The organism is Pseudomonas mandelii (assembly GCF_006438925.1).
GTDB lineage: Bacteria > Pseudomonadota > Gammaproteobacteria > Pseudomonadales > Pseudomonadaceae > Aquipseudomonas > Aquipseudomonas mandelii_C.
Genome location: NZ_RCZA01000001.1, coordinates 778,316 through 804,104, shown reverse-complemented (window position 1 = coordinate 804,104; position 25,789 = coordinate 778,316). Strand labels below are relative to the sequence as shown.

The window sequence follows — 25,789 nt, the reverse complement described above, 5'->3', positions numbered from 1 at the left end:
AGCAGCCTCTGTTGCTGTCAAGCGGTTATTTTTCGAAGYTTTCAAAGTTTCCTTTGCAACTTCAACCACTTGCGCTTCCGATCTCTCGTTAGCGGGAGGCGAATTCTACAGCGTTACTCGCTGCTGTCAACACCTCTTTTACACCGCTTTCGACCGAGAAGATCGAATCGTTAAAAGAGCCAAACAACCTCGCTCTTTCAACTCCTTCTGGGCTTCGATGACCTGAAGCAACTCGCTGCCGAAAACTGCTTAACTCATTGTTTACCAAGGAGTTTTCCGTTTCGACTGCGCCGGAAGTGGGGCGAATTATAGACTTCCAGAATCTGCCGTCAACACTTAATTGCGCTTTTCTATCAAACACTTGCCGAACACCGGAAAACAGCCCGCTTCCTCTCTATCATAGGAGAGTAAAACCACTCCCCTATATAGAAGGAATCCTCAGAGCACCCCGGCCTCTTTGAATGCCGCCACAGCACCAGCATCCAGACCCAACACCCGCTGCAGAACCTCCAGCGTATGCTCCCCTAATAAAGGAGGCGCATTGCGATACTCCACAGGCGTTTCGGACAGACGAATCGGACTCGCCACTTGCGGCACCATCCCGGCCAGAACATGGGGCAGCTCGATCGCCAACCCGCGCGCCTTAACCTGAGGATCCGCAAACATCTGAGCCAGATCATTGATCGGCCCGCACGGCACACCTGCTTGCTCCAACTGCAGCACCCACTCAGCAGTCGTCTTGAACACAGTCGCCTGGCGAATAAGCGGAATCAACACCGCACGATTCGCCACCCGCAACTTGTTGGTCGCAAAGCGTGGATCATCTGCCCACTGCGACTGACCAGCCACTTCAGCAAACTTGCGAAACTGCCCGTCATTACCCACGGTAAGGATGAAATCTCCATCCGCCGTAGGAAAGTCCTGATAAGGCACGATATTCGGATGAGCATTACCCAGGCGCTTCGGAGCATTGCCCGTAGTCAGGTAATTCATTGCCTGGTTAGCCAGACAAGCCACCTGAACATCCAACAGCGCCATATCAATATGCTGACCGCCACCGTCATGATCCCGATGCGCAAGCGCTGCAAGGATCGCCACGGTCGAATAGAGACCGGTCAAAATGTCCGTCAGCGCCACGCCGACTTTCACCGGCCCGGCACCCTCATCCCCTTCGGGTCGCCCCGTCAGACTCATCAGACCGCCCAGCCCCTGGATCATGAAGTCATAACCCGCGCGCTTGGCATAAGGGCCTGTCTGGCCAAACCCGGTAATCGAGCAATAGATCAGATTCGGATTGATCGCCTTTAGAGACTCATAGTCCAAACCATATGCCGCCAGCCCACCGACCTTGAAATTCTCGATCAGGATGTCCGACTTCGCCGCCAGATCACGCACCAGCTTCTGCCCTTCAGGCCGGGTGAAGTCGATGGTGACCGATTGCTTGTTGCGATTGGCCGACAAGTAATAGGCGGCCTCGCTAGTGTTCTCGCCATAAGCGTCTTTAAGGAAGGGAGGCCCCCAGGCGCGCGTGTCATCGCCATTACCCGGGCGCTCGACCTTGATCACTTCGGCGCCAAGGTCGGCAAGGATCTGCCCGGCCCAAGGCCCGGCCAGTACCCGCGATAAATCCAGTACCCGTAGATGCGATAGCGCGCCCATGGACGTTCTCCTATTAATAGAACGCCTGGATGCCAGTCTGCGCACGACCGAGGATCAGCGCATGGACGTCATGCGTACCTTCATAGGTATTCACCACTTCCAGGTTGACCAAGTGGCGAGCAACACCGAACTCATCGGAGATACCGTTACCACCCAGCATGTCGCGCGCCATGCGAGCAATGTCCAGGGACTTGCCGCAGGAGTTGCGCTTCATCATCGAAGTGATCTCGACCGCTGCAGTACCCTCATCTTTCATGCGACCCAGACGCAGGCAACCTTGCAGCGCCAGGGTGATTTCAGTCTGCATGTCGGCCAGTTTCTTCTGGATCAGCTGAGTAGCAGCCAACGGGCGTCCGAACTGCTGACGATCCAGGGTGTACTGGCGAGCGGTGTGCCAGCAAAACTCGGCCGCGCCCAGCGCGCCCCAGGAAATGCCGTAACGTGCCGAGTTGAGGCAAGTAAAAGGGCCCTTCAAGCCACGGACATCCGGGAAGATGTTCTCTTCAGGGACAAACACGTTGTCCATGACGATCTCGCCGGTGATGGATGCACGCAGGCCAACCTTGCCGTGAATCGCAGGAGCACTCAGGCCCTTCCAGCCTTTCTCCAGAACGAAGCCGCGGATGTCGCCGGCATCGTCCTTGCCCCAGACCACGAACACATCAGCGATCGGGCTGTTGGTGATCCACATCTTGTTGCCGGTCAGGCTGTAGCCGCCTTCCACTTTGCGCGCACGAGTAATCATCGCGCCCGGGTCGGAACCGTGGTTAGGCTCGGTCAGTCCGAAGCAACCAATCCATTCGCCTGAAGCCAGTTTCGGCAGGTACTTCTGCTTCTGGGCTTCGGTACCGAATTCATTGATCGGTACCATGACCAGCGAGGACTGCACGCTCATCATCGAGCGGTAGCCGGAGTCGACGCGCTCGACTTCACGGGCGATCAGGCCGTAGCTGACGTAGTTCAAGCCGCTACCACCATACTGCTCAGGTATCGTTGCGCCCAACAGACCTATTTCGCCCATCTCGCGGAAGATCGCCGGGTCGGTCTTTTCATGGCGGAAAGCTTCGAGGACACGCGGCGCGAGCTTCTGCTGAGCGAATTGCTCAGCGGTGTCGCGAATCATGCGTTCTTCTTCGGTGAGCTGTTGATCCAGCAGCAGGGGATCGATCCAGTTGAAGCTAGCTTTACCGCCCATGAGTGTGTCCTCTCGAATCGGGTCAAATAACGTGGGCTGATCCTAGGCCGGGTTCGGCGTTACGGCAAACGAGGATTTTGCATACTGTTGTGCTAATTTCTCACTCCGAAACATCGCAAAATAGCTTTTATGCGATGTATTAGTGAGGTTGACGTACATGCGCAGGAAAATCCCCAGCACAACGGCCCTGATCAGCTTTGAAGCCGCGGCTCGCCACGAAAGTTTTACCAAGGCGGCTCAGGAGCTTTCGCTCACTCAGGGCGCCATTTGCCGACAGATCGCCAGCCTTGAGGAGTTCCTCAGCGTAGAACTGTTCCGACGCTCACGACGCGGGGTCAAGCTGACAGAGGCCGGTCTTTCCTACAGCCGCCGGGTGGCCACCCAACTCGATGCCGTTGAACGGGACACCTTGTCGGTGATGGGCCAGCAAGGTGCCAACGTGATCGAGCTGGCGGTGGTTCCAACCTTCGGCACTCAATGGCTGTTGCCACGACTCAAGGATTTCCAGCAAAAACACCCGGAAGTGACGGTCAACCTCACCAACCGAACGCGCCCCTTCCTGTTTGCCGACACCGACTTCGATGCCGCGATCTATTTTGGAGACGCGGACTGGTCGGGTACCGAATCCCACAGGCTGATGGGCGAAAATCCGATGCCGGTGTGCAGCCCCAATCTCATGGGGAAAAAGACAACCCTGTCTCCCGGCGACATCGCCGAATTGCCCCTGCTGCAGCAGACCACTCGCCCTTATGCCTGGCGCCAGTGGTTCAACTCCCAACACCTTAATATCCCTCGAGACATGACAGGGCCGCGCTACGAGCTATTCTCCATGCTTGCCCAAGCGGCCATGCACGATATGGGAATAGCGTTGATTCCACCGTTCCTGATTCAACGTGAACTGGCCGAGAAGCGCCTGGTCATTGCCAACGCCCAGGCGTTATCAAGCATCAAGGCGTATTACTTGATGATTCCCGAACGAAAGGTCGAATCGGCCTCTTTAAGGGCATTTCGCGATTGGCTGGTCAATCAGGCACAGAGCTACAGCCTAGAAGGATAAAGGCTCAGACTGATTAGCTGACCTCGTAGTCAGCAAAATAAAAGCACTACAGATATAAGTATTTGTCGCATATTCGAAGACTGTACCGACAAGCAGTACAAACGTCCCACAAGGGCCTGAAATCGTGGCCTTGAGCCTCTATTGCGGAGCAATAACAACTCATTCACCTGACCGATGCGCAAATTCTTCAATTTTTACAAGAATCCTTACAAGTCACGGCCTGCAAGGGATTGAACCGGTCAGTTGCGACATTCGGTCACGGGGTGACTTGTAGTTAATTTTCCGTCACCCGTCATAAACCCTTGAAGGGCACTAAGTTCGCCTGCAAAATGCCGCGCCCCGCCCTGATTTGGCGGGATCGTGCTGATCGGCCGCCCCAGCCGCACCATCCGAAGTGCCTGGGTTTACTCAATAAGATCACGCAGGAGATTTGACGTGCACATTGGTGTTCCTCTCGAAACCCAGACGGGTGAAACACGGGTTGCTGCAACCCCGGAAACCATCAAGAAGCTGATCGGCCAAGGTCATAAGGTCACTGTGCAAAGCGGCGCCGGCATTAATGCCAGCGTTGTCGACAGTGCTTATGAAGCGGCAGGCGCAACCATTGGCAGCGCCAATGATGCGTTTGGCGCCGAGCTGATACTCAAGGTGGTCGCCCCCAGCGACAGCGAACTGACGCTGATCAAGAGCGGCACCGTTGTGGTGGGCATGCTCAACCCGTTCAGCAATGAAACCATTGCCAAGCTGGCTGAGTGCGGCATTACCGCTTTCGCTCTGGAGGCCGCGCCGCGCACCTCCCGAGCTCAGAGCCTGGATGTGCTGTCCTCCCAAGCCAACATCGCCGGTTATAAAGCCGTGTTGCTGGCCGCTCACCACTATCCACGCTTCATGCCGATGCTGATGACCGCTGCGGGTACCGTGAAAGCGGCGCGCGTGCTGATTCTCGGCGCTGGCGTCGCCGGTTTGCAGGCGATCGCTACGGCGAAACGTCTGGGTGCAGTGATCGAAGCGTCTGACGTACGTCCTGCGGTAAAAGAGCAGATCGAATCCCTCGGCGCCAAGTTCGTCGACGTACCTTACGAAACCGATGAAGAGCGCGAATGCGCCGTCGGTGTCGGCGGTTACGCGCGACCAATGCCCGCCAGCTGGATGCAACGTCAGGCCCTGGCCGTGCACGAACGCGCCAAACAGGCTGACATTGTCATCACCACCGCACTGATTCCAGGCCGTAAGGCGCCGATGTTGTTGAGCGCGGAAACCGTGGCGCAGATGAAGCCGGGCTCGGTGGTCATCGACCTAGCGGCAGCCCAGGGCGGTAACTGCCCGCTGACCGTGGCTGACCAGGTCGTCGTCGAGAATGGCGTGATCATTTGCGGCCCGACCAACCTGGCCGGCGCAGTCGCGGCAGACGCTTCGGCACTGTACGCGCGCAACCTGCTGGACTTCCTGAAGCTGGTCTTCAACAAAGAAGGCCAGTTCGAGATCAACCTCGAAGACGACATCGTCGCCGCGTGCCTGATGTGCCGCGACGGCCAAGTCATCCGCAAAAACGCCTAAGCAGGGATTCAGACGATGGAAGAGCTTATCTCCCCCGGTATCTACAACCTGATCATCTTCGTGCTGGCGATTTATGTCGGTTATCACGTGGTCTGGAACGTTACACCTGCACTGCACACGCCTTTGATGGCGGTAACGAATGCCATTTCGGCGATCGTGATCGTCGGCGCCATGCTGGCCGCGGCATTGACCGTCACGCCTCTGGGCAAGACCATGGGCACCCTGGCGGTAGCTCTGGCAGCGGTGAACGTGTTTGGTGGCTTCCTGGTCACCCGCAGGATGCTTGAGATGTTCAAGAAAAAAGCCCCGAAAGCGGTAAAAGAAGAGGCGCCTAAGTAATGAGCATGAATCTTGTAACGACGCTCTACTTGATCGCGTCGATCTGTTTCATCCAGGCCCTCAAAGGCCTGTCGCACCCGACCACGTCGCGGCGCGGCAATGTGTACGGCATGCTCGGCATGGCATTGGCGATCCTCACCACAGTGGGCCTCGTCTATAAGCTGGGCGCCGAGTTGGCCACCGCCGGCATCGGTTACGTCATCGTCGGCCTGCTGATCGGCGGTACCGCCGGGTCGATCATGGCCAAGCGCGTTGAAATGACCAAAATGCCGGAACTGGTCGCCTTCATGCACAGCATGATCGGTATGGCCGCGGTGTTCATCGCCATCGCTGCTGTCGTCGAACCGCAATCGCTGGGCATCGTCAAGCAACTGGGTGATTCCATTCCTGCCGGTAACCGCCTGGAGCTGTTCCTCGGTGCGGCCATCGGTGCAATCACCTTCTCCGGTTCGGTAATCGCCTTCGGCAAGCTGTCGGGCAAGTACAAGTTCCGCCTGTTCCAGGGCGCACCGGTACAGTTCGGCGGTCAGCACAAGCTGAACCTGCTGCTGGGCCTGGCGACACTGGGCCTCGGCGTGACCTTCATGCTGACCGGTAACCTGAACGCCTTCGCGCTGATGCTGGCCCTGGCCTTCGTGCTGGGCGTTCTGATCATCATCCCAATCGGCGGCGCGGACATGCCGGTGGTTGTGTCGATGCTCAACAGCTACTCCGGCTGGGCAGCGGCGGGCATCGGCTTCTCGCTGAACAACTCGATGCTGATCATCGCCGGTTCGCTGGTGGGCTCAAGCGGTGCGATCCTCTCGTACATCATGTGCAAAGCGATGAACCGCTCCTTCTTTAATGTGCTGCTCGGCGGTTTCGGCAATACGGCGGACGCGGCCGGCCCCGCTGGCTCGAAAGAAGCCCGCCCGGTGAAATCCGGTTCGGCTGACGACGCGACCTTCCTGCTGACCAACGCCGACACCGTGATCATCGTTCCGGGCTACGGCCTGGCGGTAGCGCGGGCGCAGCACGCGCTGAAAGAGCTGACCGAGAAGCTGACCCATCGCGGCGTGACCGTGAAGTACGCGATCCACCCGGTCGCCGGTCGTATGCCTGGCCACATGAACGTATTGCTGGCCGAGGCCGAAGTGCCTTACGACCAGGTGTTCGAGATGGAAGACATCAACTCCGAGTTTGGCCAAGCCGACGTGGTGCTGGTGCTGGGCGCCAACGACGTGGTCAACCCGGCTGCGAAGAACGATCCGAAATCGCCAATTGCCGGCATGCCGATTCTCGAAGCGTTCAAGGCCAAGACCATCATCGTCAACAAGCGCTCGATGGCCAGCGGCTATGCCGGTCTGGACAACGAACTGTTCTACCTCGACAAAACCATGATGGTCTTCGGCGACGCCAAGAAAGTCATCGAAGACATGGTTAAAGCTGTCGAGTAAAACCTGCTCCAGCGCAATACCCAAAACCTCAGCCTTTAGTAGGCTGGGGTTTTTTATTGCCCGCTAAAAACCGACCAAAGGCTCTAAATCAGGGGGCTGCATTCGACCATGGTAGCGGGAGGAATCTTTTTGAAATCACTAGACTGCGTACCTTGCTTCCGTTGCCCGAGATAACAATCCATGTACCGTGATCGTATTCGCTTGCCTTCGTTGTTGGATAAGGTGATGAGCGCCGCTGACGCTGCTGCTCTGATTGAGGACGGCATGACCGTCGGCATGAGCGGTTTTACCCGCGCCGGCGAAGCCAAAGCCGTGCCTCACGCATTGGCCGAACGCGCCAAAATCACCCCGCTGAAAATCACCCTGATGACCGGCGCGAGCCTGGGCAACGACCTCGATAAACAGCTCACCGAAGCTGGCGTACTGTCGCGGCGCATGCCGTTCCAGGTCGACAGCACCCTGCGCAAGGCTATTAATGCCGGCGAAGTGATGTTCATTGACCAGCATCTTTCGGAAACTGTTGAGCAATTGCGCAACCAGCAGCTCAAACTGCCGGACATCGCGGTGATTGAGGCCGTTGCGATCACTGAGCAGGGCCATATCGTGCCGACCACGTCGGTGGGTAACTCGGCCAGCTTCGCGATTTTCGCCAAACAGGTGATCGTCGAGATCAACCTTGCGCACAACCCGAATCTCGAAGGTCTGCACGACATCTATATCCCGACCTATCGGCCGACGCGCACGCCGATCCCGCTGGTAAAAGTCGACGATCGCATTGGCAGCACTGCCATCCCGATTCCGCCGGAGAAGATCGTCGCTATCGTGATCACCAATCAGTCTGACTCTCCGTCCACCGTGCTGCCGCCGGACGTTGACACCCAGGCCATTGCCGACCACCTGATCGACTTCTTCAAGCAGGAAGTGGCTGCCGGGCGCATGACCAACAAGCTCGGCCCGCTGCAGGCCGGGATTGGCAATATCGCCAACTCGGTCATGTGCGGGCTGATCGACTCGCCGTTCGAAGACCTGACGATGTACTCCGAGGTGCTTCAGGACTCGACCTTCGACCTGATCGACGCCGGCAAGCTGAGTTTTGCTTCAGGCAGTTCAATCACCTTGTCGAGCCGTCGCAATACCGATGTTTTCGGCAACCTTGAGCGCTATAAGGACAAACTGGTCCTGCGCCCGCAAGAAATTTCCAACCACCCGGAAGTGGTGCGCCGGCTCGGCATCATCGGCATCAACACGGCGCTTGAGTTCGACTTGTACGGCAACGTCAACTCCACCCACATCTGCGGCACGCGGATGATGAACGGTATCGGCGGCTCGGGCGACTTTGCGCGCAATGCGCATTTGGCGGTCTTCGTGACCAAGTCGATCGCCAAGGGCGGCGCAATTTCCAGTGTGGTGCCGATGGTCAGCCACGTTGATCACACTGAGCATGACGTCGACATCCTTGTCACTGAGATCGGTCTGGCGGACTTGCGTGGCCTGGCGCCGCGAGAGCGCGCTCGGGTCATCATCGACAACTGCGTGCATCCGGACTATCGCCAAGCGCTGGATGACTACTTCACAGCCGCTTGTGCTCTCGGCGGTCACACACCGCACATCCTGCGCGATGCCCTGAGCTGGCACATCAACCTGGAAGAAACCGGGCGCATGCTGGCGGTGTAATTGGTACAGATAGCAGCTGACGCAAACACAGTTTCGTCAGCTCGCTGTTGCCGAACAAAATCCTGAACAAAACTGTACTGCTGTACCGGTCTTTTCCTACCGCAATTGCCTACCTTTCCGAGTCAATCAATCAAAAATGCACCATGTTAGTGCAGATAGGTACAGTTGCCTCAATTTTGACCAGTACACCGCCCTTTAACAGTTAACTGGTCTCTCACAATACAGGTGAACTGTATCTAGAGAGACTGGCCAAACGAGAGGATCATTGGCATCAGTTAAACCACTACCTAATCCCGCCATAAGCGGAAGGATGTCAACCATGGAACGTACACTCAGTTCCGAGCTGTTTTTCGAAGACAACGCTGTAAAAACCCAGGCTTCCACGCCTCTTCGCGTTCTCGCCAACCTGATGCTGTGGCAGCGCCGTATCTCCAGCCGCCATCAACTGGCTCGTCTGGATTCGCGTCTGCTGGCTGACGCAGGGATTAGCGAAGCACAACGCTACGAAGAGCTGAGCAAGCCGTTCTGGCGCTAAGTTAGCGTCGCTGGCTCTGACCCACCGGGTCCACCGCCAGCACTCCAAATTTAAAAAACAAAGCCCGTCGTGGGAAACCACGACGGGCTTTGTCGTTTTGGACCTTCAACATGGGTCATACAGTAGAGACCCCGCCAAACAGGTACAGTTTTAATATTCAAGAAACTGAACCAGTACAATTTCAGTGCAGTGTGTCTATTGCGCAAGAGAGGACGGGATCACCATGAAATCCCGAACTGCCAGCAAAGGACCGCGCCATGAATCACTTACTGGATGTTTCCGTTTCCACGCCACAATCAACGCCTCGCTTCCTTTGGTTTCGTAGATTGCTGAGGGGGGTTGCCAACAACCTGGAAAGGGCCCGAACCCGGCGTTTACTGGGTCAACTTGATGACCGGCAGCTCTCAGACCTGAACATCAGCCACGCGGATCGTCTCAACGAGCTGGATAAACCGTTCTGGCGCTAGCTTCCTGCTTGAACAGATGGGACTGTTCGAACGGACACTCATAGGCCTAATATCCAAATGAAACGTGGCGAACGCTGCATGATTGGCGTCTGACTCAACAGACACTGCGCCACCTCTCAATCAGTTTTCCCAAAGGAGTTTCACCATGTCCCGTCTTCGTCTGCTCAGCGCTGCAGCCCTGCTTGCCGTGGCTGCCAATTCCCACGCCACCAGCTTTATCGTGACCACCGATACCGTCGTCAATGCGCTCAAGGCCACGTCCGATGCGACCTCAGATGTCACTTCTTCCTTTCGCGATAACAAAATCGTGCGCGCCGCCCGTGACGACGCCGCCAGCTTCGTGGCCAGCGAAGGCGCCATTCGTGGCGTGAAACTGGAAAGCGCACTCGACCATATTCGCCACCAGGCACCTCAGCTGAACGCGACTGATGCACAACTGGCGCAAGCCATACTGGCTATCTAAGCGGCATCACTGACGTGGGGACACGCCCGCCGTGTCCCAATGTTTCAGCGCTGGCTCTAGACCGGGCGTTGCGCTAGCCTTGGGACTTGCCTTCAGCTTTCGAGTCTCATGCGTTTTCTTTCAAATCTGTCGATCTCTCTTCTTTTCGTGGCAGCCTGCTGGGTGGGCTCGGCCCATGCCTTTGACGCTTTCAACCTGTCTACACAAGGCATCGTCGCTACCGGCTACGCCTCAAGCATGGTGACCTCCGCTCCCTTCGACCGTAAGCTGCTAATCGCGGCCCACGATGACGCTGCGGCGTTCATCGCCAGTGACGGCCAACTGCGAGGAGCACAATTGGAGTCCGCCCTGAATTATCTGCGCCGCACCCAGCCAAAACTTCATGCAAGCGACCTTGAACTGGCGCAGGCAATTCTCGTCCAATAGTTATCCTTGTTCTTGCGGAGTCGTTCCATGCGTAGCCCCCTGATTGCTGCCACCCTAGGCCTGTTGTTGCTGGCCGATGTGGCCCAGGCGCAAACCCTGGTAGCCACCAGTAACATCCTCATCAACGCCACCCGGCGTACCCTTGATTTCACTTCCGATACCACGACGTCCATCCGTGACTCGAAGATCGTTCGTGAAGCCCACGACGATGCGGCCAGCTTCGTCGCCAGCGATGGCGAGATTCGTGGCGCGCACCTCGAAGCGGCCTTCAACACGTTGCGCACCCGCGTGCCGGAAGCCCGCGACGCCAGTGATCAGGTTCTCGCCGAAGCCATCCTCGCACTGTGAGGTCGCCAGGCGCCTGGCTGTTGGCCGGGGTCATGTTGCTGCTCGGCAACACGGCCCAGGCTGACTTGCAATTAAGGCTTAAAACCGAAGGCCTCAGCCCCGCTCAACAACAGGCCAGTCAGGCGTTGCTCGATGAAGCCATGCAGGCGCTTCCGCCGCGGTTCATCGAGCAACTCGACCGACGTATCGACGTCGGCTGGACCGATGACATGCCGAGCAACGCTTACGGCCAGGCGTCGCTGGTGTCCGAGCTCGACCTGAACCGCAACCTGCTTGCCAGCCTCACTGACGGCAGCGCCGCGACCAAGAAGACTTATCGCCCGCACGGCACCGTGCGCCGCGAAATGCTTGCCACGGTGTTGCACGAACTCACCCACATCTATGACCGCTCGCGCCTGTGGCCAGAAGCGGAGCGCATGCTGATTCAGCGCTGCACTCGGCGCAGCAGCAGCTCGGGACTGGTGGGTATCCCGGATCAATGCCGCGGGCAATCAGCCCGGCGCTTTACCCTCAGTGATGACCCGCGCCTGCTCGACCTAGCCGGCTGGCCGCAGTACGTTGGCCGCCGTGGCGAGCGCGAACAGCAAAACCGACAAATCGCTCGCAGCCCGGACATTTACGAGACGAGCAGCCCCAAGGAGTTCGTCGCGGTCAACATGGAGTATTTCCTTCTCGACCCCGCCTACGCCTGCCGCCGTCCTGCACTGTACCGCTACTACAAAGAGCATTTCGGCTGGGCGCCCACCGTTAAAGACACCTGCGGCAAAACTTTCTCCTTCCTCAATGCCGGCAACGATTTCGCCAAAACGCCACTGGGTCAGGTCGATCCGGAGCGGGTTTATGCCGTTGACTATCTGCTGGCCGAAGCCAACCAGAACTGGGTCAGCCGCTGGGGCCACAGCATGTTGCGATTGGTGATCTGTGCACCCGGCCGGCCACGTGGGCCAGATTGTCGGCTGGATCTGGATCAGCATCTGGTGTTGTCCTACCGCGCCTTCGTCGGTGACGTGCAGCTGTCGAGCTGGGACGGATTAGTGGGCAAATATCCGTCACGCCTGTTTGTCCTGCCGCTGGCCCAGGTGATCGACGAATACACCAAGACCGAACTGCGCAGCCTGGCCTCGGTGCCGCTGAACCTGTCGCGCAGCGAGATCGAAGACGTGGTGGAACACGCCGCCGAAATACACTGGAGTTACGACGGCAACTACTTCTTCCTGTCCAATAACTGCGCTGTAGAGGGCCTGAAGTTACTGCGTAGCAGTACCAACAATACAAAACTGGTCGGGTTGGACAGCATCATGCCCAACGGTTTGCTGGAAGTGCTCAAGGGCCGCGGACTGGCGGACACCAGCGTGCTGGATGATCCCCGCGAAGCGCTGCGCCTGGGCTATCGATTCGACTCCTTCCGCGATCGTTATCAAGCGATGTTCGAAGTGCTGAAGAAGCACTTGCCGATCAAGCAGGAAAAGGTCGAAGACTGGCTCGCCCTGAAAGCTGAAGAGCGCCGGCAATGGATCGACCAAGCCGATTTGCGCACCAGCGCAGCATTACTGTTACTGGAGCAGGCAGCCTTCCGCCAACAATTGGTGCTGGCCCAGGACGAAGTAAAGCAGCGCTATCTGGGCGCTCGGGAATTGAAGAACGGCGGCATGGACAAGGCCAACGCAACCTTGCAGCAAATTCTTGCCAACAGCGGCTTCCTCAGCCGTCCGGCGGAGCTGCTCGGCACCGGTGGCTATGGATTGCCGCAGCCGAGTGAGTGGCAGCGTCTGGAATCGGAAAGCAGTCTGCGGCAGAAGCAGCTTCAGGCGCTGACAGGCGATCTGGACAAAGAAGTGAGAGCGCTGCTCGAACCGAGCCGTGCAGCCGAGATGGCCGCCAATGAAGCCAACCTGAAGCAGGTTGGCGAGCATCTGAGGAAGTTGCACAAAGCTGCGGGCGGGTTGGAGTTGCCATAAACAACAGGCTTCGCGGCTAATCCGCGAAGCCTTCAACACTTACTTGCTATTCAAAGCACCCCTTCGAGAATTTCATAAACGATCCCGGTTCCTACGGCGATCAGCACAATGTCGCCACCCGCACGACGCCATTCGTAACCGGGGTAATACGGCAGTCGGCCCAACGCCCGGTTATCCAGGCGTTCGCCGTAATAGCCGCGAGGCAGTGGTCGGCCACGCACCAAATGAATACCCGGAGGAGGCGGAGCACCGCGTACGAAATAGCCATGGTTATCGTGGATCGTCTGGCGCACCGGGCCGAAGTCCCGTGGCGGAGGGCCGCCGCGATGATTGTCCTGCGGGCCACGGTGATCGTCGCCATGATTGTCACCGCGGTTATCGTAATGGCCTTGCTGCTGGCCGCCGCGGTCGTGATCGTCGCGCTGATCAGCACTCGCATTCAGCAACGGGGTGGCACTGAACATCAGTACACCCAGGCTGGCAATCAGACGTTTCGGCATTTTCATCGGGTCTTTCCTCACTGCACATACAGCAAAAAGGGCTTCAGAACGTAGTCCTGAAGCCCTCGGTCTTGCTGTTTAGTCTGTACCGCGAGGCTCTAATTCCTCTGTATCAGGAACTTTACCTTCAGCTGACGCGGGCTTTACGCACGCCGTCTGCCAGAGCCGAGCAAAGGCTCAACACGCCATCAACTGCCTGATCCGGCGTCGAGGCATTGGCGATGTGATCGATCAACGCGGAGCCCACCACCACGCCATCAGCCAGACGCGCGATGGACGCCGCTTGCTCCGGTGTACGAATGCCGAAACCGATGCTGATCGGCAAATCAGTATGGCGACGCAGACGCGCAACGGCTTCTTCAACATGCTCCAGCGTCGCCGCACCCGCACCGGTCACACCGGCAACAGACACGTAGTAGACGAAGCCTGAGCTGCCGTTCAAAACGGTTGGCAGGCGTACATCATCGGTCGTCGGGGTGGTCAGACGGATGAAATCCAAACCTGCTGCCTGGGCCGGGTCGCACAGTTCGCCATTATGCTCGGGCGGCAAGTCGACCACGATCAGGCCGTCAACACCGGCCTCTTTGGCGTCGGCGATGAAGCGCGGTACGCCATACATGTGGATCGGGTTGAAGTAACCCATCAGCACCAGCGGCGTCTCGGTATTGCCTTCACGGAACTCGCGAACCATTTGCAGGGTTTTCGCCAGGTTCTGCTTGGCGCCAAGGGCGCGGATGTTAGCCAACTGGATTGCCGGACCATCGGCCATTGGATCGGTGAAGGGCATGCCCAACTCGATCACGTCGGCACCAGCGCCGGGCAAGCCTTTGAGGATCGCCAGGGAAGTGTCATAGCTCGGATCGCCAGCGGTCACGAAAGTCACCAGGGCGGCACGATTCTGTTCCTTGAGTTCGGCAAAACGCGTTTGCAGGCGGCTCATCAGTGTTTCTCCTGCTTGGATTGCTCTTGTTGAGAGTGTTCCATGTGGTGCATCACGGTTTGCATGTCTTTGTCGCCACGACCGGACAGGTTGACCACCATCAAGTGATCTTTCGGCAGCGTCGGTGCGCGTTTGAACACTTCGGCCAGGGCATGGGCGCTTTCCAGTGCAGGAATAATCCCTTCCAGGCGACAGCATTTGTGGAACGCGTCGAGGGCTTCGTCGTCGGTCACCGAGGTGTACTGGACGCGGCCGATGTCATGCAACCAGGCGTGTTCCGGGCCAATGCCTGGATAGTCGAGGCCGGCAGAGATCGAGTGAGCGTCGATGATCTGGCCATCGTCGTCCTGCAGCAGGAAGGTACGGTTGCCGTGCAGTACGCCCGGTACGCCGCCGTTCAGGCTGGCTGCGTGCTTGCCGGTTTCAATACCGTAGCCGGCCGCTTCAACACCAATGATCTCGACGCTTTTGTCATCAAGGAACGGGTGAAACAGGCCCATGGCGTTGGAACCACCGCCAATGCACGCCACCAGGCTGTCCGGCAGACGACCTTCCTGGGCTTGCAGTTGAGTACGGGTTTCTTTGCCAATAACGGACTGGAAGTCGCGAACCATGGCTGGATAAGGGTGTGGGCCGGCCACGGTGCCGATCAGGTAGAAGGTGCTGTCGACGTTGGTGACCCAGTCACGCAGGGCTTCGTTCATCGCGTCTTTCAGGGTGCCGGTACCGGCCACGACCGGGATCACTTCGGCGCCCAGCAGCTTCATGCGAAATACGTTGGCCTGCTGACGTTCGATGTCAGTGGTGCCCATGTAGATCACGCAATCGAGGCCAAAACGTGCAGCCACGGTGGCGGTCGCCACGCCGTGCATGCCAGCACCGGTCTCGGCGATGATGCGTTTCTTGCCCATGCGCCGCGCCAGCAGAATCTGGCCGATGCAGTTGTTGATCTTGTGCGCGCCGGTATGGTTCAGCTCTTCGCGTTTGAGGTAAATCTTCGCGCCGCCGCAGAACTCTGTCAGACGTTCGGCAAAGTACAGCGGGCTTGGACGACCCACGTAGTCGCGCTGGAAGTAGGCCAATTCTTCTTTGAATGCAGGATCATCCTTGGCCAATTCGTATTCACGGGCCAGATCGAGGATCAACGGCATCAGGGTTTCGGCGACGTAACGGCCGCCGAACGCGCCAAACAGGCCGTTGGCGTCGGGGCCGTTGCGCAGATTAGTCTGGGTCATGGGTCGCTCCAGTTGAATGCGTGGGATGACAATGGGGTTAACTTTACCCCTGACGCTTGAAGCTGAAAACCGATAAGATCGCTGCAACCTGTCAGAAAAACTCACATATCTCATGAGCCATGACCTCCCCCCGCTGAACGCCCTTCGGGCCTTCGAAGCGACTGCCCGCCTGAACAGCGTCAGCAAGGCCGCCGAACAGCTGCACGTCACCCATGGCGCGGTCAGCCGGCAACTCAAGGTGCTTGAGGAACACTTGGGCGTGAGCCTGTTCATCAAGGATGGTCGCGGCCTGAAACTCACAGATGCCGGCATTCGTTTACGCGATGCCAGCGGCGAGGCGTTCGAGCGTTTACGGACTGTTTGTGCAGAGCTGACTCAAAACACCGCCGATGCGCCGTTCGTACTGGGTTGCTCCGGCAGCTTGTTGGCACGTTGGTTTATTCCCAGGTTGGGACGATTGAATACCGACCTGCCGGACCTGCGCCTGCACCTGTCGGCTGGCGAGGGTGATCTCGATCCACGTCGTCCAGGGCTGGACGCCTTGCTGGTGTTTGCCGAGCCGCCGTGGCCAGCGGACATGCAAGTCTATGAGTTGGCGAGCGAACGCATCGGCCCGGTCATGAGCCCGCGATTCGCCGGCTACGAACGACTGCAAAATGCACCGCCCGCGGCGCTGCTGAGCGAGCCATTGCTGCGCACCACCTCACGCCCGCAGGCATGGCCAAGCTGGGCACAGCAACGTGGCCTCGAGGCCAAGGCGTTGAAGTACGGTCAGGGTTTCGAGCATTTGTATTATCTGCTGGAGGCCGCAGTGGCCGGCCTGGGTGTGGCGATTGCGCCCGAACCGCTGGTGACCGAGGACTTGAAAGCCGGGCGCCTGGTTGCGCCATGGGGCTTCAGTGAAACCCCGGCGCAACTGGCGTTGTGGCTACCCAAACGCGCCGCGGACGGGCGCGCTCGGCAACTGGCGCAGTGGCTCAAAAACGAGCTGCACCAGACGGATTAGTCACCGCGTTTGAACAGCAGATAAGCCGCGAGCAGACCCAATGCACCGACGGCCACACCCGCTGTCGTCCAAGGGTGTTCCTGGGCGTAGTCCCGCGTGGCAATCCCGGTTTCACGGGTTTTGACTTTGACTTCTTCGTACGCATCGCTGAGCAGATGACGCGAATGCTTCAGCGCGTTCTCGGCGTTGCTTTTCAAGGCTTTAAGGGTTTTACGCGACTCGTCCGAGGCGTCGTCCTTCAGGTTTTCCAAAGACTTCAGCAGACTCTCGATCTCGGCTTCCATGCTTTGCAATGAGGCTTTACGTAAAGAGGTGTTGGCCATGGTGGCTCTCCTGCATTGATTGAGTTGCGTGTGTTGGTTGGGACTTCAGGGGTTCGAGAAAGTGCAGTAAATCTGAACTTCCACTTCGGATTGGCCGACAGAAGTAATACGAAAAATCACTGCTAGGCTGTATTTCACACCCTGAGGAGAACGCCATGACTGACCATCACACTTACAAGAAAGTCGAACTCGTCGGTTCGTCCACCAGCAGCATTGAAGACGCCATCAACAACGCACTGGCCGAGGCCAGCAAAAGCCTCAAATATATGGAATGGTTTGAAGTGACCGAAACCCGCGGGCACATCAAGGACGGTAAAGCAGCGCACTTTCAGGTGACGCTCAAAGTCGGGTTCCGGATTGCCAGTAGCTGAGTTTGAGCTAATCTTCAGAGCCTGCGCGCTGGCCGAGCGCCATAGGGAATGGCAAAGCGCTACATATTTACATCCGGCTGATTGCTGGGTGCCCCTATTGATCCGACCAGGGAATGCGACCGATGAAGAATTTTATTTTAGCGGTAGGTTTGTTGATTTTTGCGGGAACAGCCCTGGCTCAGGGCAAGTCGTGCGAAGAGCTGAAAGCCGAAATCGCAGCGAAACTTGATGCCAAGGGCATTTCTAATTATTCACTGGAAATCATCGATAAAGGCACTGCTGCCGGCGGGAAAGTCGTCGGCACCTGTGAAAAAGGTTCCAAGCAAATCGTCTACAAGCAGGGCTGAACTCCCTCGAAATTGAAAAATCCGACGCAATGACGTCGGCTTTTTTGTGCTCGCTATTTGAGCGTCAACCCTTCATGACTTGGGCCAGCAGCTCGTAGGAGTGCACGCGATCGGCATGTTCGTACAGGTCGCAGGTAAAAATCAGCTCGTCCGCCTGGGTCTGCTCGATCAGCACTTCCAGTTTGGCGCGGATTTTCTGCGGACTGCCCACCATCGCCAGACCAAGGAAATCGCCGACGGCTTCTTTTTCATGAGGCAGCCACAGGCCGTCCATGGTTTTTACCGGCGGGCGTTGCACCAGGCTCTGGCCACGCATCAGGGCAAGAATCCGTCGGTAGACGGAAGTTGCCAGGTACTCGGCCTGCTCGTCGGTGTCGGCGGCCACCAACGGCACGCCGAGCATGACGTAGGGCTTATCCAATACCGCTGAAGGCTTGAAGTGATTGCGGTAGACGCGAATGGCCTCATGCATGAAGCGCGGTGCGAAATGTGAAGCGAAGGCGTAGGGCAAACCGCGTTCACCGGCCAGTTGTGCGCTGAACAGGCTGGAGCCCAGCAGCCAGACCGGGACATTGGTGCCCGTGCCTGGCATTGCGATGATCCGTTGGTCCGGGGTGCGCGGGCCGAGGTAGCGCATCAGCTCCGCCACGTCTTCCGGGAAATCGTCGGCGCTGCCGGAGCGTTCACGACGCAAGGCGCGGGCGGTCATCTGGTCGGAACCTGGTGCACGGCCCAGGCCCAGGTCGATCCGACCCGGGTACAGACTTTCGAGCGTGCCGAACTGCTCGGCGATCACCAGCGGCGCGTGGTTTGGCAGCATCACACCGCCCGAGCCAACACGAATGGTCGAGGTGCCGCCAGCCAGGTAGCCAAGCAGTACCGAAGTCGCGGAACTGGCAATGCCGTCCATGTTGTGGTGTTCGGCAACCCAGAAACGGTTGTAGCCAAATTTTTCGACGTGCTGAGCCAGGTCCAGGGAATTGCGCAGCGACTGGGCCGCGCTGCCGTTCTCCCTCACGGGCACCAGATCGAGGGTCGAAAATTTGATATCGGACAGTCGTTTCATAAACCTGCTTCTCCAATTGGGTACGCAGGTTTTTTCTCGCAAACGAAAACCTGCCGAATCTATAAGCGTGTTTCATGCAATGAGGGCATATACCCGAGTTTCAATAGCAGAGGCAAAATTCCTACCGAATTTGAAGAAAGATCAGATGAGGTGAACTTTGCACCACGGTCTATCCTCAGAACCCTAGCAACCGAAAACCACGAAGGCGCGACCCTTCGCGCCGGATCTTGAGGAGGCATTCATGGCTATCACAAAGAAAGCATCAGCTCATTGGGAAGGTGATCTGAAAACCGGCATCGGCTCGATTTCTACGGAAACCGGTGTCCTCAGAGAAGCGCCCTATGGCTTCAAGGCACGTTTCGAAGGCGGCAAAGGCACCAATCCGGAAGAACTGATCGGCGCAGCGCACGCGGGCTGCTTCTCCATGGCGTTTTCGATGATTCTCGGCGATGCCGGTCTCAAGGCTGACAGCATCGATACCAATGCCGAAGTCACCCTGGACCAGGTGGACGGCGGATTCGCGATCACGGCAGTGAAATTGATCCTCAAAGCGAAGATCCCTGGGGCGACTCAGGCTCAATTTGAGGAATTGAGCAATAAAGCCAAAGAAGGCTGCCCGGTTTCCAAAGTGCTGAATGCGAAAATCAGTCTGGATGCAACATTGGTCAGCTGACAGGGGTTGTCGCGCTCCCCGATAAAAGATCGCAGCCGCGGCGGGCTGCGTTCTTTTTTGCCCTGAAACAAAACCTGGCTGGCGAGATTGTGGTCGAATAAATGACAGCAGCTAAAGCGCATCACCCTGCGCGCTGCCTCAAAGGAGCTTCAACCATGAAACGTTTTGCCTTGGCGGTTATCTGTTGCGCGCTGGCCACATCGGCCGTGGCGGTGACCCTGGTGGCACCGAAATCCTGTGAAGAACTCAAGGCCGAGATTGAAGCCAAGATCCAGGCCAATAAGGTCTCGTCCTACACGCTGGAAATCGTCACCAACGACGAAGTACACGATCAGAATATGGTCGTTGGCTCGTGCGAAGGCGGCACGAAGAAAATCATCTACCAGAAGAACGACCGCTGATTCACCTCACATGAGGCAATAGGACTCTCGATCTTCCGCGACGATTTCACGCTTGGCGTTGTACAGTCGGGCGCCGGGAGTAAACGCTATCGACTGGCCTACCAGCACATAACGTTGGCCGGCTTCGAAATGATCATAGTTGATGGTCAGGTAGCACAGCCGTTCCGAGGGACCGTCCATCACACCTAAGCCACCACCACCGGGCACTTCGAAGTCGAATCGAACGATCAGCTCATGGCTACCGGGAGTGACCTGGAAAAAACGCCCGTCGCGCAATCGCTGCTTGTCCAGTCGTTCAGCCATCAACAATTTGTCATTGGGGAATGGCGTAGAAAATTCGACCCAGGCCATCTGCGGATTAACCGCCGGCAACGGGCTCTGGCAGCCAGCAACAACGCTTGCAGCCAGCAACAACATCAACCTGCGCATGATGAATGTCCCGAGGATAGGTCATTCAGCATAACGCCGATCAGGTGCGTTGGCAGCCTGCAGGTGTGCCCTGGCCAATGACTTTACGCTGCTGATCGTAGAGTTTTGCCCACGGCCGAAAGCCGATATTTCCTGCTTTCAACTGATACCGCTCGCCAGCGTTGAAGTCGTTGAATTTCACGTTTAGGTGGCAGTCACGCCATAGTGGCTCGGCATCGGGTCCAATGTTGCTTGGCGCGACCGGGAATTGGTAACGAACGGTGAGCTCATGACTACCAGGCTGAACCTGGAAATAGCGCTTGTCGGTGGCGGCCTTGTCATCGACTTCCAGCGCTTGCAGCGCAGTGTCTTCCTGCTTCGAATCCAGGTCGATCCACGCTTGAGCCGGATCATGGGGGGGTAATCCGAATCCAGCACAACCTGCCAGCATCAGCAGGCTTCCTGTCAGCATCAACGTGCGCATAGCGGAGCTCCAGTCAGGCGGGATAGTCTTGCGGGCAGACTCTCCAGGGATGATTCATTTTGATCAGGCCGCTTCCAAGCCTTGGGTTACTTGATCGCGTTTTACGCATTTTGTTTCCGGGTGTGTTGTTTTTGTTTCTCAATGGTTGCGCCGGCGTCAGCTATTACGGCCAATTGGCCAGTGGTCAGCTGCAATTGCTGCGGGCACGCGAGCCGGTTTCCAGAGTGATTGCCGATCCCGGTCGCGATCAATTATTGCGTGCGCACCTGACTCAATCACAAAAGACCCGCACGTTCGCCAGCCAACAGCTGCAGCTGCCGGATAACCAGAGTTACCGTTTGTACGCCGACATTGGCCGGCCATTCGTAGTCTGGAATGTGTTTGCCACGCCGGAATTTTCCCTGACACCACAGAACCATTGCTTCCCGATCGCCGGTTGCGTCGCCTATCGCGGTTATTACAGTCAGAGCGCCGCCCGCGGTGAAGCTGCGTTGCAACGATTGCAAGGTATGGACGTGTCGATCGGCGGCGTCGAGGCTTATTCGACGCTCGGCTGGTTCAACGATCCGATTATCAGTTCGATGATGGCTTGGGGTGACGAACGATTGGCCACGCTGATCTTCCATGAGCTAGCGCATCAACGTTTTTATGTGGAGGACGACACCGAGTTCAATGAGTCTTTCGCCACCTTCGTCGAACAGGAAGGCACCCGCCAATGGCGTGCATTCCGTGGCCTGGCGCCGGATAGCGGCGCGCAGGTGCAGCAACGGGACCGGTTCATTCAATTGGTTCTGGATACCCGCACGCGACTCGAACGGCTGTACACCCTGCCCCTGCCCGCCGACCAGATGCGCCAGCGCAAGGCCGACGAGTTCGAACGATTGCGGCGTGAATACCGGCAACTGCGCGACAGCCAATGGGCTGGGGACAAACGCTATGACGCGTGGATCAATGCGCCGATGAACAATGCCCGGCTGTTGCCATTTGGGCTGTACGACCAATGGGTGCCGGCGTTTGCGGCGTTGTTCAGACAGGTGGGTGGGGATTGGAAGAAGTTTTATGCGGCAGTCGAGAAGCTCGGCGCGTTGCCGGTTGGGGAGCGCAAGGCGGCACTGAATGCTTTGGCTCAATTGAAAAGTCGCGGTGGCTGATCGGACCTCATCGCGAGCAAGCTCGCTCCCACATTAGATTTGTAAACACAGGTCCACTGTGGGAGCGAGCTTGCGCGCGATGGCGGTTTAATTAACGCTGCAAAAACGCCTGGTGCATCTCTTCCAGCGTCTCGAAGTGATAAACCGGCGCCTCTGCACTCAACTCTTCCCGACTGCCAAACCCGTAACCCACCGCCGCTGCATCCAGCCCGTTACTGCGAGCACCGATCAAATCGTGTTTACGGTCGCCGATCATCAGGGTGCTGGCCGGGTCCAGGCCTTCTTCGGCCATCAAGTGGGCAATCAGCTCGACTTTGTTGGTCCGGGTTCCATCCAGTTCGCTGCCATAGATCACTTTAAAGTGTTTGGCGAAGTCGAAGTGCCGGGCAATTTCCCGGGCAAAAATCCACGGTTTGGACGTCGCGATGTACAGCTGTCGCCCTTGCCCGCCGAGGGTTTCCAGCAATGGCGTGACGCCGTCGAACACGCGATTCTCGTACAGGCCGGTGACCTTGAAGCGTTCGCGATAGAAATTGACCGCGTCCCAGGCTTTGGGCTCGTCGAAATCGTAGAACTGCATGAACGCCTGCAACAACGGCGGGCCAATGAAGTGTTCAAGTTTTGTCAGATCGGGCTCATCGATGCCCAGTTTGCTCAAGGCGAACTGGATCGAACGGGTGATGCCCTCGCGTGGATCGGTCAAGGTGCCATCGAGGTCGAACAAAACAGTTTGGTAATGCATGTTGAATCCTGAATAAGGGCGCAGGGTCAGAGCTGGTCGTAGCCTTCGGCCAAGTGCAAATTCTTGAGCTTCACGTAGTTCGCCGCGCTGTAGGTGAAAAAGGCTCTTTCTTTGTCAGTCAGCGGCCGGACCTGTTTCACCGGGCTGCCCACATAAAGGAAGCCGCTTTCCAGGCGTTTGCCCGGGGGTACCAGGCTGCCAGCACCGATAATCACGTCGTCCTCGACCACCGCACCGTCCATGACGATGCTGCCCATGCCGATCAGAATCCGACTGCCCACGGTGCAGCCGTGGAGCATGACTTTATGCGCGATGGTCACATCATCGCCAATCAGCAACGGAAAGCCATCGGGATTGAACGGCCCGGCGTGGGTGATGTGCAGCACACAGCCGTCCTGCACGCTGGTGCGCGCGCCGATGCGGATGCGGTGCATATCGCCACGAATCACCGTCAGCGGCCAGACCGAGCTGTCTTCGCCGATTTCAACGTCGCCGATCACCACCGCCGAACCGTCGACAAAGGCGCCTTTGCCCAGTAGCGGCGTGTGGTTCTGATACTTGCGAAGGGTCACGATAGGCTCTCTCTCTTTTGCTGATAGCTGCGGTGAGCGTCGATTGTAATTAAGATGGCGCAATGTTTCTTCCAGCCAAGGTGCCAACCGTGAGCGTGAACAACCCTCTTTTGCAGTCCTACGACCTGCCGCCGTTCTCGGCGATCCGTGCCGAACACGTGCAACCGGCCATTGACCAGATCCTGGCTGACAACCGTACCGCCATTATCGAGATCCTCAAAACCCAGGGCAAACAACCGACCTGGGCCGGCCTGGTGCTGGCGATGGACGAGCTGAATGATCGACTGGGCGCCGCCTGGAGCCCGGTCAGCCACCTGAATGCCGTGTGCAACAGCGCCGAACTGCGCGAAGCCTACGAATCCTGCCTGCCGGCCTTGAGCGCCTATTCCACCGAACTGGGGCAGAACCGCGAGTTGTTCGAAGCATTCGAAGCGCTGGCTAACAGCCCTGAAGCGGCCGGTTTCGACGTGGCGCAGAAAACTATCCTGGAACACTCCCTGCGAGACTTCCGTCTGTCGGGTATCGACCTGCCAGACGCCGAACAGAAGCGCTACGCCGAAGTGCAAAGCAAGTTGTCGGAGCTGGGCAGTCGCTTCTCCAACCAGTTGCTTGACGCGACTCAAGCCTGGACCAAGCACGTGACGGATGAAGCCGCCCTCGCCGGCCTGACCGATTCGGCCAAGGCGCAAATGGCCGCGGCTGCGCAGGCCAAAGGTCTTGAAGGCTTCCTGATCACCCTGGAATTCCCGAGCTACTACGCGGTGATGACCTACGCCCAGAACCGCACTCTGCGCGAAGAAGTCTACGCCGCCTACTGCACCCGTGCGTCGGACCAAGGCCCGAATGCCGGTCAGAACGATAACGGCCCGGTGATGGAAGAAATCCTCGACCTGCGTCAGGAACTGGCCAAGCTGCTCGGTTTCGCCAGCTTCTCGGAGCTGAGCCTGGCCACCAAAATGGCCGAATCCAGCGATCAGGTGCTGAGTTTCCTGCGCGATCTGGCCAAGCGCAGCAAGCCGTTCGCCGTCCGGGATCTGGAACAGCTCAAGGCTTACGCCGCCGAACAAGGCTGCCCGGACCTGCAAAGCTGGGACAGCGGTTTCTACGGTGAAAAGCTTCGCGAGCAGCGCTACAGCGTGGCCCAGGAAGCCCTTCGCGCTTACTTCCCGATCGACAAAGTGCTGGGCGGTCTGTTCGCTATCGTTCAGCGCCTGTACGGCATCGAAATCGCCGAACTGAAAGGCTTCGACACCTGGCACCCGGATGTTCGCCTGTTTGAAATCAAGGAAAACGGACAGCACGTCGGTCGCTTCTTCTTCGACCTCTACGCCCGCGCCAACAAGCGTGGCGGTGCCTGGATGGATGGCGCCCGTGACCGTCGCCGCACGATCAGCGGCGTATTGCAGAGTCCGGTGGCCAACCTGGTGTGCAACTTCACCCCGGCCGACAGCGGCAAACCGGCCCTGCTGACCCATGATGAAGTGACCACCCTGTTCCACGAATTCGGTCACGGCCTGCATCACCTGTTGACCCGCGTTGAACACGCCGGCGTATCCGGCATCAACGGCGTGGCCTGGGATGCGGTCGAGCTGCCAAGCCAGTTCATGGAGAACTGGTGCTGGGAGCCGGAAGGTCTGGCGCTGATTTCCGGTCACTACGAAACCGGCGAACCGCTGCCTCAGGACCTGCTGGAGAAAATGCTCGCGGCGAAGAACTTCCAGTCCGGTCTGATGATGGTCCGTCAGTTGGAGTTCTCGCTGTTCGACTTCGACCTGCACGCCACCCACGGTGACGGCCGTAGCGTGGCGCAGGTACTTGAAGGTGTGCGCGACGAGGTCTCGGTGATGCGTCCACCGGCCTACAACCGCTTCCCTAACAGCTTCGCCCACATCTTCGCCGGCGGTTACGCGGCGGGTTACTACAGCTACAAATGGGCTGAAGTGCTGTCGGCCGATGCCTTCTCGAAGTTCGAAGAAGACGGCGTGCTCAACGCCGAAACCGGTCGTGCGTTCCGCGAAGCGATCCTGGCGCGCGGTGGCTCCCAGGAACCGATGGTGCTGTTCGTCGACTTCCGCGGACGCCCGCCGTCGATTGACGCACTCTTGCGCCACAGCGGCCTGAGTGAGGTCGCGGCAGCATGAGCGAGGGCCCTGTGATCACGAAAAAGCGCTTTATCGCCGGGGCAGTCTGCCCGGCCTGCAGCGAGCCGGACAAATTGATGATGTGGAACGAAGACGAGGTCCCGCATCGTGAGTGCGTGGCCTGCGGTTATTCGGACACGCTGAATGAACAAGGCCTGTCCGTGCCCAAGGAATTGGGCACGCGGGTCAACACCTCGGCGCTGAAAGTGCCGGACGCCAAGGTTCAGGCCGTGCAGTTTTTCCCGAACCCGAAGCTGAAGAAAAAGCCTGACGAGCAACACTGAGTCACCGCCACCTCCACACCTTGCGGTGCGG

Annotated in this window: 30 protein-coding genes; 19 read left to right on the top strand and 11 right to left on the bottom strand. The window is 58.1% G+C overall.

Annotated elements, in window-relative coordinates:
- Window positions 1-438 precede the first annotated feature (438 nt).
- On the bottom strand, window positions 439-1,659 hold the full coding sequence (locus EAH74_RS03810; protein WP_140676126.1) for a CaiB/BaiF CoA transferase family protein: 1,221 nt from the start codon (window positions 1,657-1,659) through the stop codon (window positions 439-441).
- Window positions 1,660-1,672: 13 nt separating this feature from the next.
- Entirely contained in the window at window positions 1,673-2,854 is a 1,182-nt protein-coding gene (locus EAH74_RS03805) for an acyl-CoA dehydrogenase (protein WP_123369330.1), read from the bottom strand.
- A 157-nt stretch (window positions 2,855-3,011) separates the two neighbouring features.
- Between EAH74_RS03805 and EAH74_RS03800 the strand changes: the two genes are divergently transcribed.
- From EAH74_RS03800 to EAH74_RS03750, 11 genes are all read left to right on the top strand, one after another.
- A complete protein-coding gene (locus EAH74_RS03800; protein WP_140676121.1) occupies window positions 3,012-3,911 on the top strand; it encodes a LysR family transcriptional regulator in 900 nt (299 codons plus the stop codon).
- Window positions 3,912-4,346: 435 nt separating this feature from the next.
- Complete coding sequence (locus tag EAH74_RS03795; RefSeq protein ID WP_140676118.1) at window positions 4,347-5,468, top strand: Re/Si-specific NAD(P)(+) transhydrogenase subunit alpha; 1,122 nt, start codon at window positions 4,347-4,349, stop codon at window positions 5,466-5,468.
- Between the two features lie 15 nt (window positions 5,469-5,483).
- The gene (locus EAH74_RS03790; RefSeq protein WP_003187010.1) at window positions 5,484-5,807 is read left to right on the top strand and encodes an NAD(P) transhydrogenase subunit alpha; all 324 of its coding nucleotides are present in this window, start codon (window positions 5,484-5,486) and stop codon (window positions 5,805-5,807) included.
- Window positions 5,807-7,243, top strand: coding sequence for an NAD(P)(+) transhydrogenase (Re/Si-specific) subunit beta (locus EAH74_RS03785; protein WP_140676113.1), 1,437 nt, complete (start codon window positions 5,807-5,809; stop codon window positions 7,241-7,243). Before EAH74_RS03790 ends, EAH74_RS03785 begins: the two co-directional genes overlap by 1 nt.
- Before the next feature lie 180 nt (window positions 7,244-7,423).
- The gene (locus EAH74_RS03780) at window positions 7,424-8,917 is read left to right on the top strand and encodes an acetyl-CoA hydrolase/transferase family protein (RefSeq protein WP_140676108.1); all 1,494 of its coding nucleotides are present in this window, start codon (window positions 7,424-7,426) and stop codon (window positions 8,915-8,917) included.
- Between the two features lie 319 nt (window positions 8,918-9,236).
- Window positions 9,237-9,452 carry a DUF1127 domain-containing protein gene (locus tag EAH74_RS03775; RefSeq protein WP_008154465.1) on the top strand — a complete coding sequence of 72 codons (216 nt, stop codon included), beginning with the start codon at window positions 9,237-9,239 and terminating at the stop codon, window positions 9,450-9,452.
- A 257-nt stretch (window positions 9,453-9,709) separates the two neighbouring features.
- Complete coding sequence (locus EAH74_RS03770) at window positions 9,710-9,919, top strand: DUF1127 domain-containing protein (protein ID WP_140676105.1); 210 nt, start codon at window positions 9,710-9,712, stop codon at window positions 9,917-9,919.
- Window positions 9,920-10,064: 145 nt separating this feature from the next.
- Window positions 10,065-10,382 carry a DUF2388 domain-containing protein gene (locus EAH74_RS03765; RefSeq protein WP_140676101.1) on the top strand — a complete coding sequence of 106 codons (318 nt, stop codon included), beginning with the start codon at window positions 10,065-10,067 and terminating at the stop codon, window positions 10,380-10,382.
- 108 nt (window positions 10,383-10,490) lie between these two features.
- The gene (locus EAH74_RS03760) at window positions 10,491-10,808 is read left to right on the top strand and encodes a DUF2388 domain-containing protein (RefSeq protein WP_140676098.1); all 318 of its coding nucleotides are present in this window, start codon (window positions 10,491-10,493) and stop codon (window positions 10,806-10,808) included.
- A gap of 27 nt (window positions 10,809-10,835) precedes the next feature.
- The gene (locus EAH74_RS03755) at window positions 10,836-11,156 is read left to right on the top strand and encodes a DUF2388 domain-containing protein (protein ID WP_140676095.1); all 321 of its coding nucleotides are present in this window, start codon (window positions 10,836-10,838) and stop codon (window positions 11,154-11,156) included.
- Entirely contained in the window at window positions 11,153-13,114 is a 1,962-nt protein-coding gene (locus EAH74_RS03750; RefSeq protein WP_140676092.1) for a DUF4105 domain-containing protein, read from the top strand. The genes EAH74_RS03755 and EAH74_RS03750 overlap by 4 nt, the downstream gene beginning before the upstream one ends.
- Window positions 13,115-13,164: 50 nt before the next feature.
- On the opposite strand, the gene EAH74_RS03745 is transcribed toward EAH74_RS03750, so the two are convergent.
- The 3 genes from EAH74_RS03745 to trpB all read right to left on the bottom strand — a co-directional run bounded on the left by EAH74_RS03745 (window position 13,165) and on the right by trpB (window position 15,789).
- Window positions 13,165-13,620 (bottom strand): anti-virulence regulator CigR family protein, encoded by a 456-nt coding sequence (locus EAH74_RS03745; protein ID WP_140676089.1) that lies wholly within the window; start codon window positions 13,618-13,620, stop codon window positions 13,165-13,167.
- 121 nt (window positions 13,621-13,741) lie between these two features.
- Window positions 13,742-14,554, bottom strand: coding sequence for a tryptophan synthase subunit alpha (trpA, locus tag EAH74_RS03740; protein ID WP_008152530.1), 813 nt, complete (start codon window positions 14,552-14,554; stop codon window positions 13,742-13,744).
- Window positions 14,554-15,789, bottom strand: a complete 1,236-nt coding sequence (gene trpB / locus EAH74_RS03735) for a tryptophan synthase subunit beta (protein WP_140676086.1) — start codon at window positions 15,787-15,789, stop codon at window positions 14,554-14,556. The genes trpA and trpB overlap by 1 nt, the downstream gene beginning before the upstream one ends.
- A 112-nt stretch (window positions 15,790-15,901) precedes the next feature.
- Here trpB and EAH74_RS03730 point away from each other — a divergent pair, with 112 nt between their 5' ends.
- The gene (locus EAH74_RS03730) at window positions 15,902-16,795 is read left to right on the top strand and encodes a LysR family transcriptional regulator (RefSeq protein ID WP_140676083.1); all 894 of its coding nucleotides are present in this window, start codon (window positions 15,902-15,904) and stop codon (window positions 16,793-16,795) included.
- Here the strand turns inward: EAH74_RS03730 and EAH74_RS03725 are convergent.
- On the bottom strand, window positions 16,792-17,118 hold the full coding sequence (locus EAH74_RS03725) for a DUF883 family protein (RefSeq protein ID WP_008152522.1): 327 nt from the start codon (window positions 17,116-17,118) through the stop codon (window positions 16,792-16,794). The genes EAH74_RS03730 and EAH74_RS03725 overlap by 4 nt on opposite strands.
- 155 nt (window positions 17,119-17,273) lie before the next feature.
- Here EAH74_RS03725 and EAH74_RS03720 point away from each other — a divergent pair, with 155 nt between their 5' ends.
- Entirely contained in the window at window positions 17,274-17,489 is a 216-nt protein-coding gene (locus EAH74_RS03720; RefSeq protein WP_008027736.1) for a dodecin, read from the top strand.
- A gap of 122 nt (window positions 17,490-17,611) precedes the next feature.
- A complete protein-coding gene (locus EAH74_RS03715) occupies window positions 17,612-17,836 on the top strand; it encodes a DUF1161 domain-containing protein (protein ID WP_056738381.1) in 225 nt (74 codons plus the stop codon).
- Between the two features lie 64 nt (window positions 17,837-17,900).
- On the opposite strand, the gene EAH74_RS03710 is transcribed toward EAH74_RS03715, so the two are convergent.
- Window positions 17,901-18,902, bottom strand: a complete 1,002-nt coding sequence (locus EAH74_RS03710; RefSeq protein WP_140676080.1) for an LLM class flavin-dependent oxidoreductase — start codon at window positions 18,900-18,902, stop codon at window positions 17,901-17,903.
- Window positions 18,903-19,143: 241 nt separating this feature from the next.
- On the opposite strand from EAH74_RS03710, the gene EAH74_RS03705 reads away from it, so the two are divergent.
- Window positions 19,144-19,575 carry an OsmC family protein gene (locus EAH74_RS03705; protein WP_008152515.1) on the top strand — a complete coding sequence of 144 codons (432 nt, stop codon included), beginning with the start codon at window positions 19,144-19,146 and terminating at the stop codon, window positions 19,573-19,575.
- Between the two features lie 155 nt (window positions 19,576-19,730).
- Window positions 19,731-19,976 carry a DUF1161 domain-containing protein gene (locus EAH74_RS03700; protein WP_140676077.1) on the top strand — a complete coding sequence of 82 codons (246 nt, stop codon included), beginning with the start codon at window positions 19,731-19,733 and terminating at the stop codon, window positions 19,974-19,976.
- A 6-nt stretch (window positions 19,977-19,982) separates the two neighbouring features.
- Here EAH74_RS03700 and EAH74_RS03695 read toward each other — a convergent pair whose 3' ends face one another.
- Window positions 19,983-20,405 (bottom strand): hypothetical protein, encoded by a 423-nt coding sequence (locus EAH74_RS03695; RefSeq protein ID WP_123367388.1) that lies wholly within the window; start codon window positions 20,403-20,405, stop codon window positions 19,983-19,985.
- Window positions 20,406-20,445: 40 nt separating this feature from the next.
- Window positions 20,446-20,868, bottom strand: a complete 423-nt coding sequence (locus EAH74_RS03690) for a hypothetical protein (RefSeq protein WP_129439608.1) — start codon at window positions 20,866-20,868, stop codon at window positions 20,446-20,448.
- Between the two features lie 59 nt (window positions 20,869-20,927).
- Here EAH74_RS03690 and EAH74_RS03685 point away from each other — a divergent pair, with 59 nt between their 5' ends.
- Window positions 20,928-22,019, top strand: coding sequence for an aminopeptidase (locus EAH74_RS03685; protein WP_140676074.1), 1,092 nt, complete (start codon window positions 20,928-20,930; stop codon window positions 22,017-22,019).
- A 91-nt stretch (window positions 22,020-22,110) separates the two neighbouring features.
- Here the strand turns inward: EAH74_RS03685 and EAH74_RS03680 are convergent, their stop codons facing one another.
- Both EAH74_RS03680 and EAH74_RS03675 read right to left on the bottom strand, forming a co-directional pair.
- Entirely contained in the window at window positions 22,111-22,761 is a 651-nt protein-coding gene (locus tag EAH74_RS03680) for an HAD family hydrolase (RefSeq protein WP_140676071.1), read from the bottom strand.
- Between the two features lie 26 nt (window positions 22,762-22,787).
- Complete coding sequence (locus EAH74_RS03675; RefSeq protein ID WP_140676068.1) at window positions 22,788-23,333, bottom strand: gamma carbonic anhydrase family protein; 546 nt, start codon at window positions 23,331-23,333, stop codon at window positions 22,788-22,790.
- Window positions 23,334-23,395: 62 nt separating this feature from the next.
- Here EAH74_RS03675 and prlC point away from each other — a divergent pair, with 62 nt between their 5' ends.
- Together prlC and EAH74_RS03665 are read left to right on the top strand one after the other, a co-directional pair.
- Window positions 23,396-25,474: an oligopeptidase A gene (prlC, locus tag EAH74_RS03670; protein ID WP_170206607.1), complete on the top strand. Its 2,079-nt coding sequence runs from the start codon at window positions 23,396-23,398 to the stop codon at window positions 25,472-25,474.
- Window positions 25,471-25,758, top strand: coding sequence for a YheV family putative zinc ribbon protein (locus EAH74_RS03665; protein WP_008152496.1), 288 nt, complete (start codon window positions 25,471-25,473; stop codon window positions 25,756-25,758). Before prlC ends, EAH74_RS03665 begins: the two co-directional genes overlap by 4 nt.
- Window positions 25,759-25,789: the final 31 nt, after the last annotated feature.